Here is a 14,348-nt window from a genome sequence, read left to right as displayed (position 1 = left end):
GCTCAGCACTATCCGGGTCTTCTTCTCCGCCGGAATCGAGGGTGGTCTACCCATGTCTGACTCTCCTTCAGGACCTACATAACGGCCCTGCCACTAAGTCTGACGCGCGGCAAAGGAACCCCGACGGCGACGTCGTTCTTGTGAAAAATGGCCGGTAGCCAGCCATATGTAAAGCAGTAAATACTTCATTTGCGCTCTACGCGCACCGTGAGGTTCCGGGCAGCAGCTCCGGTGCCCTCTCAAGGCCGCCTGACCTCGTCCGATTACCCTCGTGCAGTGCGATGCCGTGGCACGCATGGCATGAAGAAAGTCTGCGCCTACGGCTCGGGTTGGGCATCGTCGAGGTCCTTGAGATCAGCGGGGGTAGAAGTCCGATCATCATCGGGGACCTCGACGTCTACACCCAGCTACCCGACCCAACCGGCGCGCCCACACTCAACTCTGAAGAGCCCTCAAACTGGCCATCTTCGGTTCCTCTCGGCGCTCGTTACCGACGAGGTGTGCGGACCGAGCCTCACGGACACCCGCCCTGCCGAGCGGTCCTCTCCCGGGCGAAGCGAAACGGGCGCAGCTACGGAGATTCACCCGGCGGACTCCGAAGAACGGCCTATTCGCGGGAGCGTCCGCGTGGCGAACCGCGATGCCACCTGTAACGAGTACTATCCGTAACATGAAGCGTCTAGGCAGCCTGAGTGACGTGGGGCTCACCGAGCTTGATCGCGCGTTGCGCCATGAACGCCTACGCCGCCGAGAGGCATGGCGAGATTGTGAGCACTGCGACCAAGCGTTCCTCGGACGAGGGGACGCTCGCTTCTGCTCAGCCCGCTGCCGTGTTGCCGCACACCGGGCGAGGAAGGACTCCAATGACTGACAGCCTGCGTGTGATCGGATCACGCCGATACGGCACACTCTCACCATTGCGCTACCCCGGCGGAAAAGCTGCGCTCGCTGGCTTCTTCGCTGACATCATCGAGATTCTTGGAATCAAGGATGCCCGCTACATTGAACCCTACGCCGGAGGTGCGGGCGCAGGGATCGCACTTCTGCGCGAGGGCATCGTCCAGCACCTGGTAGTCAACGACATCGACCCAGCCGTCCACGCCTTTTGGAAGTCCGTCGTTGGCAACAACGCAGAGTTCGTAGAAATGGTCGCGTCAACGCCACTCACGATCGACGAGTGGCAGCGCCAGCGGGAGGTATATCGCTCAAGGGACGAGCGCGATGCACTGCGCTTGGGCTTCGCATTCTTCTTCTTGAATCGAACCAATCGCTCCGGGATTCTGAACGCCGGCGTTATCGGCGGCCAGCGTCAGGAGGGCAAGTACAGGATTGATGCACGATTCAACCGACTCACCCTGGTCGAGCGGTTGACCGCGATCGGCGCTCTAGCGGATCGAATCACGGTCTCTGATCTGGATGGCCGGACTGTGATCCAGCAGTACTCTCACGATGACCGGTCATTTATGTACATCGACCCGCCCTATGTGCAAGCAGGCTCGCAACTCTATCTCAATGCCTTCGACGGACGAGACCACAAGGCACTCTCGACGATCGTCAACTCCGTTGAAAGTGCGCACTGGTTGATGACCTATGACACAGCCCCGCTGATCGAGAAACTGTACCGAGATCAGTTCCAGTGCCGACTGGAACTCACCTACTCCGCCAGGTATCCGGGACAGGCGGAAGAGCTGCTCGTGGCATCCCCGTCGGTCGCGCGGGCGATCAAGTCGTTGCAGACGACGCCTGCGATGGCGGGCGCAACAAGCGCCTAAGCAGCGGGCTCACGACCCTCCATGCCTGTCGGACGTCATCCGCACTCACAGAAGCATCGGCGCTGTGCGCGATGAGGTTGAACCACTGGATCGATCCGTGCTTGTGTGCGTTACCCGACTGGATAGCATCAATTCCTGACTTGAGCGACCTCTCTTTCCCATAGACCTGCACGACCTGCCTGAACACAGCACTCAATTCGCCAGTGGCGGGGGTTGCGGACCCCTCGAAATGAACCTTGATGGTGGCCTCAAGCACCGAGCGCATGAGGATCGCAGCCGCGATAGGGAGATTCGAGAGGCTGACCTTGCGCAGCTCGAAGTATCGCTGCTTGAGATTTAGCGGCGCGTTCTCGTATTCAAGCCCCGACAGATCAAGCGTGTCCTTCGTGTCTGGGTGGTTGGGTCCACGGCTGCCCGTGCCGGCAAGGGGGCCGGGTGGGTTCGGAGTAGCTCCACTCCCGCCAGTGTTGGGGCCACCGGGCGCTCCGGACGGGCCACCTTGGGATGGTCCGGATGGCGTCGGTTGCGCGGGAGGAGTGGGCGGCGCTGGTTGGGGCGGAGCCGCAGTCGACACGCCGTTGAGGCGATCCACCAGGGACTGATACTCCTGTCTGCGCTTCTTGAACTCTGGTGAGCGAGTGTTGAGACGCCCTGCACGGAACTCGCTGACGAGGTACTCCAAAGCGTTGAGCTTCTTCTTCGTCAACTTCACAGCGATCTTCTCAGGCGTCGAAGCCCGCGGAAGAAGCATGCCATCCTTGTCGAACTCGACACCGATCGCGGAAGCAATTTCCTTTCTTCGGTAGGCATACTCGAAAGCTGACATCTTCAGGTCGTCACTCGCGGCGTACTGCCGGAGGGTGTGATCGGAGAATGGCGCTGCGCTGAGGAAGCGCCGCATCACGGCCATCTGCATGAACCTGGCAACTTCGACATCCGGGTACTGTGCCTTCACATCGTCGACCGTGGTCTGCTCGTCGACGAGCGAATAGTAGAAGGTTGCCTGCTGATCGCGACTCCAGCGCCTCTTCGAGATGCCGGTGTGCAACCTCGCGACGTGAGGTGCAGCCGTCGCCCGGTCGGGAGCGACGATGACACGGATTCGGTCGGGGAGATTCTCCGCCTCCACTGCGTACCGCTTCAGCAGCGCGCGAATCTCTGCCTCATGGCCGGGCACGATCGTCGGGTCCTGGAGCGCCTTGAGCGCGCTGACTCGACGGTTGCCTTCCAGCACGGTGTATGGGGAGCTACCGCCGGACGCCGATGCCGACGTCACGATCGGGACTTCGTTGTCGAAGTACCCGTCACGGAGGATCAGGCGCGCCGCTCCGAGGACGTCCTCGGATGCAAACAGGTACTTCAGCGCACCTGCTTCGTCGTCGCGGCGCGTCGGTATGCGGTAGTTCTCCAGGTCGAGAAGGAGCTGGTCGAGGTCAACCTCGACTATCGGTAGCTGCTCGTAAGCCATATCCAGCCCTGCTCTCGTGCTCCGTCCGGCGATCCACGCCCTCCGTGCCGAAGTGGCGAGAGCGGTCGTTCGTCTCCAACGGTAGCTGCACGCCTCGGTCTCCGGGCTGAGACACGTCGGGAGCGATGATGTCCGCCGAAGCCCTCTGCGCCATCAGCGCCCATAGTGGCGCTACGAACTGCTGGCGGGCTCATCCGCAATGAGTTCAGCCTCGACCAGTGCTGCCCTCACGGCCTTACGGTCCACGCCCATCCGGCGACCGATCGCACGCATCGAGACGCCCGCGCGGGCCAGGCGCACCGCCTCGGCCTTTTCGTCGATGCCCAGCCCCGGTCGTCGACTCGGCACGTTGCGACGACGCAGGTGCGAGAACACCGTGGCGCGGTGGATGCCGTACCTCTCAGCGAGCGCCTTGACGCTCGTCCCTGCCAGGTAGTCGCCGACGAGGGCGTCCACCTCGGAGGCGGTGAGAAAAGTTTGAGCCGTCTCGACAGTCCCCACAACAGGGCCACGATCGTCTTTCCGAGCGGTATTCTGGGGACGTAGCGAGACCTCGTAGACCCCACGGTTTAGGCGGTTGACCAGGGTTTTTGTCTTGGGGCGGAGTTGCCGAACGTACTACTCAGCCACCCCGTGAAAGGCCCCGGAGCCCTCGGACTCCGGGGCCTTTGTCTGGTCCGGCTCAGGCGATCAGCGTCATGACGTAGAGCATGAAGACCATCACGTGCCCGGCACCGTGCAGCGCGGTGACCCGGCCGCCGAAGAACGTGGTCACGCTCAGCAGCAGCGAGATCCCCAGCAGCACCAGATGCGCCGGGGAAGCCGCCAGGACCACGTCCTGACCCGTGAGCAGACCGATGACCAGCACGGCCGGGATCGTCAGGCCGACGGTGGAGACCAGGGCGCCGTGACACAGGTTCGAGACCCGCTGCATCTCGCCGGCCAGGGCCGCCCGCAGCGCGGTGATCGTCTCCGGCAGGAACACGATGGCGGCGATCACCAGCCCGGACAGCTCCGCCGGGGCTTGCAGGCGCGCGAGCGCCTCGTCCAGCAGGGCAGCCATGTGGTGCGAGAGCAGCACGATCGGCACGACGGCGGCCACGAGCACCAGCGCTCGGAGCATGATCTCGGCGCGATGCGCCCGCAGCACCTCTGTGATCGCAGCGCTCGGGGCAGCTGCGGCGGAAGGCTCCTGTTCGGAGGATGCGCCCGGCTCCTGGAAGTCAGCGCGCTGGGGGCCCATCTGCCGCTGCAGGAAGTACGCGTAGAGCACGATCGTCATGGCCGCCACGAGCACCGCCTGCGCGCCGGTGTACGCGCCGTCGTCGCCGATCAGTCCCGGAAGGGCGAAGGCCGTGGCCGCCAGCACGATCAGCAGCGTCAGGTAGGCGGAGACCCCGGCGCGGTTGGGTCGCAGACCCCCGTGGCGTGCACCGCCGACGATCAGGCACGCACCGATCACGAGGTCGAGGATGATCATGGACACCGCCATGACCGAGTCGCGGGCGATGCTCGCGTGCTCGCCGGGGCCGAGCATGACCGCCGAGATGAGGATGACCTCGATCAGCACGACCGACAGCGTCAGCACGAGCGTCCCGTAGGGATCCCCCAGCCGTTGGGCCAGGTGCTCTGCCTGCTCGACGACGCATGAGGCGCAGACCAGGATCACGGCGATGATGCCCGCCAGCAGCGCCGCCAGTGCGGCCGCGGGGAGGTGCCCCGTCAGAAGGGGCTGGGCCAGAATCAGCGCGAGATAGGAGCCCCAGCCCAGCAGCAGGCGCAGGATGACGGCTGGGCGCAGCACGGTGCACAGGGCCGAAGACGGTGAATTCATGAGGACCAGGCCTCCTATGCGGGGCCGTCCCCGCTGCAGGCCGCTGGTGATGCGGGTCGTCCCGCGGGCGTCTGTCGATTCCGAGCATGGATCCTAGTCGTCGATCGCCGGGGAGGCTGTCAGCGGGGTGCCCGCCCGCAGTCGCCCCCGCGGTCGGACCCGCTCACTGCCGATCGATGTCATCGGGCTCCCATCCGTGGGCCGTGCGCACCGCATTGGCCGCCAGCGGGATCTGGTGCGAGGCGGATTCCAGGATGTGCATGAGGTAGCCGCCGGTGTTCGGCAGCGCGATGACGTCCCCCACCGCCACCCCGTGGGGGAAGACGATGCGCCGCTTGAGGATCAGCTCGGCCTCCACGCAGTAGGCGCCCACCAGGAAGGCCTCGATCGGCCCCGCCCAGGGGTCGACGGGCGACTCCGATCCTGCGGGATCGGAGGCCAGCGCGCCTTCGTCGTGCTGCGGACCGGGCACGAGCAGCGGGTCTACGAGGAAGTCGGCGGACGTCGAGCGGCACTGTGTGCGGTTCATCTCCAGCCCGACGATCGGCACGCCGTCGCTGGTCCGCTTGCGGAAGGCCACTCGGGCCAGGGTCATGCCGCAGCCGTCGAGCATCGCCCGGCCGGGCTCGCAGCGCAGCTGCAGGCCGCGGGCGCGCAGGGCATCGGCCACCGTGGCCTGCGCGCCGAGGCCGTCGTGCTCCGCCCCGACGACGCCGTCGTCGTCCCTGCCGGAGGCGAGGTCGGCGTCGAGGACCTCGCCCAGCCAGGGCCCGCGCGTGAGCTTCTGGTGATAGGGGTACAGCTCGCGCGCTCCGCCCAGCTGCGGACCGTCGGGGCCCTCCTCCCGACGCAGTCCCAGGCCGTCACCGCGCCAGGTCAGCGATTCGTCGCCGCTGAGGACGGCCTGCTCGTGGGCCCGCCAGAACGACTCCCACGGCTCGGGGTCCTCGAGATAGGACATGGGCACGCCGCCGCCCATGTCGATCCAGGCCGGCTCCTGCCCGCGCAGGCGAAGGGCATCGACCAGCGCTACGGCCTGGCGCAGGCCCTCGCTGCGATCGCCCGGATCGTAGCCGTGCAGGTGGAAGTGCACGCCGGTGACCGCCAGCCCCGACTCGCTCACCGAGCCCCCTGCGCCGCCGAGCTCGGCCAGCCACGTGCTCGCCGACTCCCCGAACCGGGTCGGCGCGATCCCCCGCCCCGGCTCCGGCGCCAGCCGCAGACCGATCCCGACGGGTGCGGCCCCGGCTGGACGCCCGACGAGGACTCGGCGCAGAAGGGCCAGCTCATCCCGGTTGTCCACGACCACGGTCGCACCGGAGTCCACGGCCAGCCGCAGCAGCGGCTCCGGCTTGATCGCCGCCGTCACCACGATGTCCTCTCCCGGTACCCCGCGCTCGAGGACCTGGCGCAGCTCTCGCTGACTGCCCACGTCGATCCCGTGGCCGAGCTCCCGCGCCCTGTCCACCACCGCGAGCATCTTGTTCGCCTTGCGCGCCACGAACACGCGCAGCTCAACCCCCCGCTGGTCCGCCGCACGGATCAGCTCCTGCGCGTTGGCCTCCAGCGGGCCCGGGTCCAGCAGGTTCACGGGGCTGCCGTGCTCGGCCAGCAGGTCCTGGCACGCGACGGGATCGCCCACCAGCTCCTGCATCCAGGGCTCGAGGCGGCCCGGCAGCGCGGGGCTGCCATGGGCGCGAGAGCGCAGGGGGTCGTCCATCGGCGGGGTGGCGGTCATGGCTCTCCTGGGAGGGGTCTCGATCATCCGCTGTGCCCACAGCTGCGGCTGGGGATGCAGGGCTCGGTTCAGCGTGTCATGGCCCAGCACGACGTCCTCGGTGGGCCGCCCGAGCACCGAAAGCCCGGGGACGAGGCGACCGGCGACATCCACAGCGGCCGCCTCGCGCGTGATGCAGCAGCCGCGGCGCCCCGGCGGAATGCTGAGCACACCGCGCTCCACGAGCCCGTGCAGCAGCGGATCCGTCGCCGAAATGCCCGGCGGGGCCAGCACGGCATCGACGACGACGTCCGGGGCCGGGGACGACGGCCCGCCGGGGGCCCGCAGCCGGCCGTCGGCGCCGATCTGCGCACCCGCATCCAGGCTGGACAGATCCACGATCCCGGCCTCGACGAGGGCTTCGAGCCGCCGCGCGCTGCGCAGCGGCGGTCCGAAGGCCCACCGCTCGAAGCGCCCGGCCGCCGCGCGGAGCTCTGCCCACTGCTGCGGTGGGATCTGCGCGAAGCTGATCCGCTGCACGATGGCCGGGTACAGCAGCGACCACGCGCGCCCCAGCACCCACGCCGGGCCGCCCGGCTCGCGGCCCTGGGCCACGGCGATCCCGCGGCGCAGACCCCGTGCTGCAGCACCGTGTCCAGCCGAGGTCGATCCCGCCGCGGGCTTCGCCGCTCTTCCCCAGGACCGCTCCGGCTCGCTGCCGCGGCGCAGGGTCTCCCCCACCGCCGCGATGATGTCCTCCGGGATCGGCGAGCGCAGGGGGTCGCGGCTGTTCTCGGACTCGGGCCCCTGCTCGCACAGCAGGAGCCGCTGCGCCGTGCGCTGCACGGCCCTCAGCAGCTCCGACACGTCCGAGGCGTCGAGGACCTCTCGGCGGCCCGCTGCGAGGATCTCGGCGCGCTCGCCCTCCTGCAGCGCTCTCGCCGGTGCGGAATCGGGATCCGGCTTGGCATCGAGCAGCGCTCCGCTGCGTCCCGTCGGGAGGATGACCGCGGGCTCCCGGCCGCTGGGTCGGTAGTGCAGACGGCCGTCGGAGCCCTCCTCGAAGCGGCCGCCGCGTCCCTCGCTCAGGCTCAGCGCCGCGTCGATGAAGGTCAGCGCAGCGCCGCGCACCACCACGCGGGATCCCGTGGGCACGGCCTCCTCGCTCAGCCGCTGCTGGGCGGGGTACACACCGCTGATCAGCGGCACGGGACCGACCCATCCGTGCGCCAGGGCGGCAGGGTGATCCGAGGTGTGGCCCGTGGCCAGCAGTACCTCGTCGTACGGGCCGTGCCAGAGCGGGCCGGAGCCCCCTGCGCGCCGCGCGGGCTCGATCCGCACCTCCCACGCGCGCGGCTCCAGCGCAGGGCGGCGCAGCTGCTCGGCGCGGCCGCGGAGCACCCGCACCCGGGTCCGCTCGGGCAGTGCCGCGATCACCTGCGACCACGCGTGCTCCAGGTAGTCGCCGATCAGCGCCCGGGGCGGGTAGTCCTCGGCGGCATCGTCCCGGCCCTGTTCGAGCGCCCACTGCCGGAAGGGCTGCACCACGCGGTCCTCGGCCCCCGGCTCATGGGCGTCGACGATCCCCGCCGTGACGTTCAGGCGCAGATGCCGGGGCTGTCGCGGGTCGTAGGCCGCGCCCGTGCCCGGTCGCTCGGAGGGGTCCACGATGTCGATCCGGATCTCCCGCGGACCGTCGCCGCGGCCGGCTGCTCGCAGCCGTCTGCCCAGGGAATCGAGTGCGTTCAGTGCCTTGGGACCGGCTCCGATCACCGCCAGCCGCAGGATGCCCTCAGCCACGCGTCCGCTCCTGCAGAGCCTGCACGGCCTCCTCGACCTGCTGCGGGGAGGCTCCCAGGACGGTGCGCACCCACTCGTCGTCGTAGATGGTGTCCAGGTAGGGCATGCCGCCGTCGTGCACGACCATGGCGATCCGGGCATCGTCCGGGCGCTGCGGCAGCAGCGAGACCACGGCGTGCACGACCGCCCCGGTCGAGGCCCCGGCCAGGATGCCCTCGCGCCTGGCCAGCAGACGCGCGCCGGCCACGCACTCGAGCTCGCTGACCCGCAGCACCTGATCGGGCTGGACCCGGCGCGACAGGTCGGTCACGAATCCGGCGCCCATCCCCGGCAGGCGTCGTGCCCCGGCCGTCCCGCCGAACAGCACGCTGCCCTGCGCGTCCACGGCGATCACGCGGGTGCGCATCCCATGCTCCTGGATGTAGGAGGCGCAGCCGCCGATCGTGCCGGTCGTGGAGCAGGCCGCGACCACGTCGTCGACGCGGTGCTCCATGGCCTCGGCGATCTCGCGCATGGTCCCCTCGCGGTGGGCACCCGCATTCGCCGGATTGCCGTACTGGTGCAGGTTCACCGCCCCGGGGATCTCCCGCAGCAGCTGCTGAACGCGGGCCAGCCTGGCGGTCAGCAGGTCGCCCGTGGCCGGATCCGGATGCTCCACGAGCTCGATCCGTCCGCCCAGCGCCCGGATCGCCGCGATCGTCGAGCGGTTGGCCCGGGTATCCACGACGCACACGAACTGCACGTCGTGCGCCGAGCACGCGCGTGCCAGGGCCATCCCCAGATTCCCGGAGCTGGACTCGACCACGGTCCCGCCGGGGGCCAGTCGCCCGGAGTCCAGCGCATCGCGCAGCATGGCCAGTGCCGGACGGTCCTTGGCGCTGGCCCCGGGATTCAGGGACTCGACCTTGGCGAGCACCTCGGCCGGATGGCCGTCGAACAGCCGGGACATGCGCACCAGCGGGGTGCCGCCCACGGCCTGGGCGATGTCATCGAGGATGGGGGCAGGCTCAGAGGTCATGGCCCTAATCTGGCACACGGACCTGGGAACAGACAGCAGGCTGATGGACGGAGCCGGACCGTGCCCGAGCCGGTCGGCCCCCGGTTCCGGTGGGCGACCGGCTCCCCAGGTAGGATCGGGGCCGCCGCCGCGCACGGCCGCCCCACCGTCCCGCCAGCTCCAGGAGCCCCTGCATGTCCGTCCGCCCCGTCGTGATCGCCGGCGATCCCGTCCTGCACCGCCCGGCCGCCAAGGTCACGGAGTTCGACGACTCGCTGCGCGAGCTGATCGCCGACATGCACGAGACCATGGACGCAGCCCACGGCGTCGGTCTGGCCGCCCCGCAGATCGGTGTCGGACTGCGGATCTTCACCTTCGTGTTCGACAACGACGACGACGCCCCGAACCGCGGCGAGATCATCAACCCTGTGCTCACGGTCGGCAAGATCTCCGAGCAGCGTCCGGACCCCGATGAGGAGGCCGAGGGCTGCCTGTCCGTGCCCGGCTACAGCTTCCCGCTCAAGCGCGCCGAGTGGGTGCGCATCGCCGGCTTCGATCCGCACGGCCAGCCCATCGCCTGGGAGGCCACCGGTTGGTTCGCCCGCGTCATGCAGCACGAGTACGACCACCTGGACGGCAAGCTCTACGTCGACCGCCTGGATGAGAAGTGGTCGCGCAAGGCCAAGAAGGCGCTGAAGGGCGAGGGCTGGCGCGAGGCCGGGAACACCTGGACCCCCGGCGTGGATGAAGACCCCTTCGGACACTGATCCGGCATCGGGCCCTCGGTCTGCCCGGCAGCAGCCGCGAGGCGACGACCGCACACCGCGATGGCACGGGCCCGGCGCTCAGACCTGGCGCGCTCCGCGCCTCAACAGCAGCGCCGCCCCGGTGAAGATCACCGCGAACAGCACCAGCACCACCACGCCGGACCAGTCCAGCGACAGAGCATCGGTCCAAGTGAAGGCGTTGAGTCCCAGCCCGAAAAGGCGCCGCCGAGATCCCCCAGGCCCCAAGCAGCCGCGACGCCCACGACGAGCAACAGGTGGAGAGCGGCGTTCACTCTGATGACCGGACGCGAAACCTCCTGCGCGGGGGCAGCTGCAGGCACAGTCGGCGTGGAGGCAGTCAGCAGGTCCGACATCCTAGACCCGGAACCGTAGCCCGCCCGCTGCCCGGTCCTGCTGATCGGCCGGGCAGGGCTCGGCTCAGGCGGGCAGCACGACGGTCAGCTGACCGGGCCGTCGACCGCTCGGCTCCTCCAGCTCGACGCGCCACCGCTGGCTCGCCGCTTCGGCCAGCTCCTGGGCCGTCTCGACGCGGCGGCCCTGGGCGAGCTGCTCCAGCACGTGACGCGCCAGTTCGCCGCGCGTGTGCTTGGCGAAGTGCGAGACGACCTTGCGCTGGCCGTCGTCGGAGACAGTGACTGCGCGGACGGCCACGGTGGTCTCTGACGGGGCGGCGAAGGCTGCCGAGTAGGCGGAGGAGCGGCAGTCGATGATCAGCTGGCCCTCGGTCTGCGTGCCCAGCGCCTCCCCCAGCCGCGGCTTCCAGAACGACGACAGCTTCACCGGCTCGCGCTTGCCCAGCCCTCGCAGGGCCGTGCCCATCGACAGCCGGTAGGCGGGGATCCGATCGGTGGGCCGCACCGCGCCCCACAGGGCCGAGATCACCACCACGGAGTGCTCCGCGACCCGGCGCTGCTCGGCGGTGAGCGTCTCGGTCCCGAGCGCGTCGTAGAGCACCCCGGTGTAGATCTGCAGCGCCGGTGCCGCCGGTGCGGTCCGCAGCGACAGGTTGCGCTGCACCTCCGGCGCGAGCGAGGCCCCCACGCCCAGTGCCTCGAGCGCATTGCGCTGCCCGCTGACCTTCTCCAGCGCCTTCAGCACCCGGAGGCGGTCGTCGTTCAGCTGCGGCAGCGACAGCTCCTGCAGCTGCGCCGGATCCCCGGAGGCGGGTTGGGTCTTGGTCTCGGAGGGCGGCAGCAGGATCAGCATCCGAGCATGCTATCGGCCGCAGACGGGTACAGTGGTCGCCTGGACAGGACGGCCGGGTGATCGCGCGGCGCCATGTGCGCCTCGAGGAAAGTCCGGGCTCCGCAGAGCAGAACGGTGGCTAACGGCCACTCGGGGAGACCCGCAGGAAAGTGCCACAGAGAGCAGACCGCCCACGGCCTGCCGTGCGGTGAGGGTGAAAGGGTGGTGTAAGAGACCACCAGCGCGCCGGGCGACCGGTGCGGCTAGGCAAACCCCGTTCGGAGCAAGGTCAGACAGGGTGCGACAGGGCTGCTCGTCCTGCATCCGGGTAGGCCGCTCGAGCCCATCGGCAACGATGGGCCTAGATGGATGATCACCGCCGTGCCCCGGGCGACCGGGCACGTGCACAGAACCCGGCTCACAGGCCGTCCTGTCCCTCGACATCCCCGCTCCGGCACCTCCGCAAGCGCTCTCAGGGCACCAGGATCGCGCCGCAGTCGGAGCAGGCGGCCACCGTCTGCGGATCGGCTTCCAGGGCCGAGACCTCCGCGGGGCTCATGGGGCTGCCGCAGGCTCCGCAGGCCGAGGCCTGACGACGCGCCGCCGCGATCTTCTCCCGTCCCGTGCCGCCGCCGCGGATCCGCTCGTAGCGCGCCACCAGCTGATCGTTGCCCACGGCGAGCACTGCGTCCTGCCGGCCCTGATCCAGCCCGGCCAGCTCCTCCCGCATCTGCTTGCCGGACTCCTGAGCCGCACTCACGCGCGCGCGGGCGTCGGCATCTGCGGCCTTGAGCCGCGGCATCAGCTCGTCGCGCTGGGATTGGAAGGCGGCCAGCTCCTGATCGACGCGCTCGGCCCCGGCACGGGCCTTCTCGACCTGCCCGGTCAGCGATTCGATCTGCCGGGTCTGGGCCGAGACCTGCTTGGCGGATCCGCCGGCATCGCGCCGGGCACGCTCCGTCTCGAGCCGGCCGAGGAGGTCATCGACCTTCTGATGGGCGGCGTCCCGGGCGCCCTCCAGCTCAGCGCCCCGGGCCTGCAGCTCCTTGGCCTTGGCGACGGCGGCGCGCTGGCGCTTGAGGGACTCCACGAGCTCGGGCTCCTTCTGAAGCGCCGTGAGCCGCTCGCGCAGGGTCGCAGCGCGAGAATCGCGGGACTGCAGCGCCAGCAGCGCCTCGAACTGCTCAGGGGCGGCGGTGGTCATGATGCGGCTCCTGTCGATCGGCTCGGCTCCCACACGTCCTGCGGGGGCTCGTGCGGGCTGGGCACCCGGAAGTCCCAGGGGTCGCTGCGACGCCGCGAGACCCGGACCTCGGCCTGGAACCCGCGCGCGGAGAGCTCCTCCTGCAGCGCGGCCGCGCCCACGGGCAGCCACAACCACTCGCTGGCCGCGTGCGAGAGGTCGATCAGCGCCGGTGAGCCGTCGCCGGTCAGTGCGGTCTCGCGCGCCTCCGAAGCCGGGTGATGGCGCAGATCGGCGGTGACGTAGACATCCGCCTCGGCATGCCGCACGGTCTCGAACAGAGAGTCCCCCGAGCCGCCGCACACCGCCACGCGGCGGATCATCCGGTCGGGATCCCCTGCCACGCGCACGCCCTGGGCGGTCGGCGGGATCACGGCGGCCAGCCGCTGGGAGAGCTCGACGAGGCGCACGGGCTCGTCCAGGTCGCCCACACGGCCGATCCCGATCTCCGGATCCTCCGACGACGGCTCGAGGGGCTGCATCCGTTCCACGCCGCAGGCGCGCAGCAGGACATCGGAGACGCCGTCGCGCGCGGCGTCGGCATTGGTGTGGCAAGCCAGCAGCCCGATCCGGCGCTCGATCAGCTCGTGGAGCACCCGTCCCTTGTAGGTGTCGGCGGCCACCGTGGACACCCCGCGCATCAGCAGCGGATGGTGCGTCAGCAGCAGATCCGCCTCCGTCTCCACGGCCTCCTGGACGGTGGGCGTCACCGCGTCCACGGCCATCAGGATCCGGCGCACAGGGGCCTCCGGTCGCCCCGCGATCAGCCCCGAGGCATCCCAGGACTGCTGCGTGCGCAGCGGCCACAGCCGATCCGCGGCGTCGACGACCTCTGCCAGCGTGGGGATCTCGCTCATGGCACCGAGTCTAGGAGGAGACGACGACAGCGCGCCCGGCCGGTCGGGACCTCACCGCTGGGACCCTCCCGAGGCCGGATCGGCAGGAGGTCGAGCGCAGGAATACCGAGGCCGCGAGGAAGGTTCCACCGACCATGACCACCACGACCTACGTCCTGGGCGCCGGCTGCTTCTGGTGCCTCGACGCCATCTACCGCAAGACCCGCGGCGTGAGCGACGTCGTCTCCGTCTACACCGGCGGCCATGTGAGCCACCCGACCTACGAGCAGGTCTGCTCCGGTCAGACCGGCCATGCCGAGGCGGTGGCGGTGAGCTTCGACCAGGAGGTCGTCTCCCCCGAGATCATCCTGGATCTGTTCTTCACCTCGCACGATCCCACGAGCCTGAACCGCCAGGGAGCGGATGAGGGCCCGCAGTACCGCTCGTCGATGTTCTACGCCGACGAGCAGCAGAAGCAGCTCTTCCAGCAGGCCATTGAGCGGATGGCCCCGAACTTCGAGCGCCCGATCGCGACCACGCTCGAGCCGCTGGGCACCGTCTGGGAGGCCGAGCCGGTCCACCAGGACTTCTACGCCCGCCAGCCCTATAACGGGTACTGCCAGTTCGTCATCAATCCCAAGCTGGCCAAGGTCCGGCAAGGTTACGCAGAGTTTCTGACCACCTCGTGACTCGCAGGCGCCGCGGCCT

The 14,348-nt window shown here is 69.5% G+C and carries 11 protein-coding genes and 1 other RNA gene; 4 read left to right on the top strand and 8 right to left on the bottom strand.

What is annotated here, in order from left to right:
- Positions 1 to 863: 863 nt before the first annotated feature.
- Positions 864 to 1,772, top strand: a complete 909-nt coding sequence (locus FFS25_RS02280) for a DNA adenine methylase (protein ID WP_137801766.1) — start codon at positions 864 to 866, stop codon at positions 1,770 to 1,772.
- Here FFS25_RS02280 and FFS25_RS02275 read toward each other — a convergent pair.
- The 5 genes from FFS25_RS02275 to sbnA all read right to left on the bottom strand — a co-directional run bounded on the left by FFS25_RS02275 (position 1,723) and on the right by sbnA (position 9,609).
- The gene (locus FFS25_RS02275) at positions 1,723 to 3,240 is read right to left on the bottom strand and encodes a hypothetical protein (RefSeq protein ID WP_137801765.1); all 1,518 of its coding nucleotides are present in this window, start codon (positions 3,238 to 3,240) and stop codon (positions 1,723 to 1,725) included. The two genes, FFS25_RS02280 and FFS25_RS02275, sit on opposite strands and share 50 nt — an antisense overlap.
- 171 nt (positions 3,241 to 3,411) lie before the next feature.
- Entirely contained in the window at positions 3,412 to 3,696 is a 285-nt protein-coding gene (locus tag FFS25_RS02270; RefSeq protein ID WP_171004062.1) for a hypothetical protein, read from the bottom strand.
- A gap of 226 nt (positions 3,697 to 3,922) precedes the next feature.
- Positions 3,923 to 5,074, bottom strand: a complete 1,152-nt coding sequence (locus FFS25_RS02265; protein WP_137801764.1) for a calcium:cation antiporter — start codon at positions 5,072 to 5,074, stop codon at positions 3,923 to 3,925.
- Between the two features lie 163 nt (positions 5,075 to 5,237).
- Positions 5,238 to 8,591: an FAD/NAD(P)-binding protein gene (locus FFS25_RS02260; protein ID WP_137801763.1), complete on the bottom strand. Its 3,354-nt coding sequence runs from the start codon at positions 8,589 to 8,591 to the stop codon at positions 5,238 to 5,240.
- Positions 8,584 to 9,609, bottom strand: coding sequence for a 2,3-diaminopropionate biosynthesis protein SbnA (gene sbnA, locus FFS25_RS02255; RefSeq protein WP_249933727.1), 1,026 nt, complete (start codon positions 9,607 to 9,609; stop codon positions 8,584 to 8,586). The genes FFS25_RS02260 and sbnA overlap by 8 nt, the downstream gene beginning before the upstream one ends.
- A 173-nt stretch (positions 9,610 to 9,782) precedes the next feature.
- Here sbnA and def point away from each other — a divergent pair, with 173 nt between their 5' ends.
- Positions 9,783 to 10,355 carry a peptide deformylase gene (gene def / locus FFS25_RS02250; RefSeq protein ID WP_137801761.1) on the top strand — a complete coding sequence of 191 codons (573 nt, stop codon included), beginning with the start codon at positions 9,783 to 9,785 and terminating at the stop codon, positions 10,353 to 10,355.
- A 438-nt stretch (positions 10,356 to 10,793) separates the two neighbouring features.
- Here the strand turns inward: def and FFS25_RS02245 are convergent, their stop codons facing one another.
- Entirely contained in the window at positions 10,794 to 11,582 is a 789-nt protein-coding gene (locus FFS25_RS02245; RefSeq protein ID WP_137801760.1) for a YaaA family protein, read from the bottom strand.
- A gap of 44 nt (positions 11,583 to 11,626) precedes the next feature.
- On the opposite strand from FFS25_RS02245, the gene rnpB reads away from it, so the two are divergent.
- Positions 11,627 to 11,998, top strand: an RNA gene (gene rnpB / locus FFS25_RS02240) — RNase P RNA component class A.
- Positions 11,999 to 12,033: 35 nt separating this feature from the next.
- Here the strand turns inward: rnpB and FFS25_RS02235 are convergent.
- Positions 12,034 to 12,765 (bottom strand): zinc ribbon domain-containing protein, encoded by a 732-nt coding sequence (locus FFS25_RS02235; protein ID WP_137801759.1) that lies wholly within the window; start codon positions 12,763 to 12,765, stop codon positions 12,034 to 12,036.
- Positions 12,762 to 13,661, bottom strand: a complete 900-nt coding sequence (locus FFS25_RS02230) for a Nif3-like dinuclear metal center hexameric protein (RefSeq protein WP_137801758.1) — start codon at positions 13,659 to 13,661, stop codon at positions 12,762 to 12,764. Before FFS25_RS02230 ends, FFS25_RS02235 begins: the two co-directional genes overlap by 4 nt.
- Before the next feature lie 134 nt (positions 13,662 to 13,795).
- Here FFS25_RS02230 and msrA point away from each other — a divergent pair, with 134 nt between their 5' ends.
- Positions 13,796 to 14,329, top strand: coding sequence for a peptide-methionine (S)-S-oxide reductase MsrA (gene msrA, locus FFS25_RS02225; RefSeq protein ID WP_137801757.1), 534 nt, complete (start codon positions 13,796 to 13,798; stop codon positions 14,327 to 14,329).
- Positions 14,330 to 14,348 lie beyond the last annotated feature (19 nt).

The organism is Kocuria sp. 2SI (assembly GCF_005502825.1).
Lineage (GTDB): Bacteria > Actinomycetota > Actinomycetes > Actinomycetales > Micrococcaceae > Kocuria > Kocuria palustris.
Note: the sequence above shows the minus strand (reverse complement) of the source record. Positions and strands in the feature narration are given on the sequence as shown.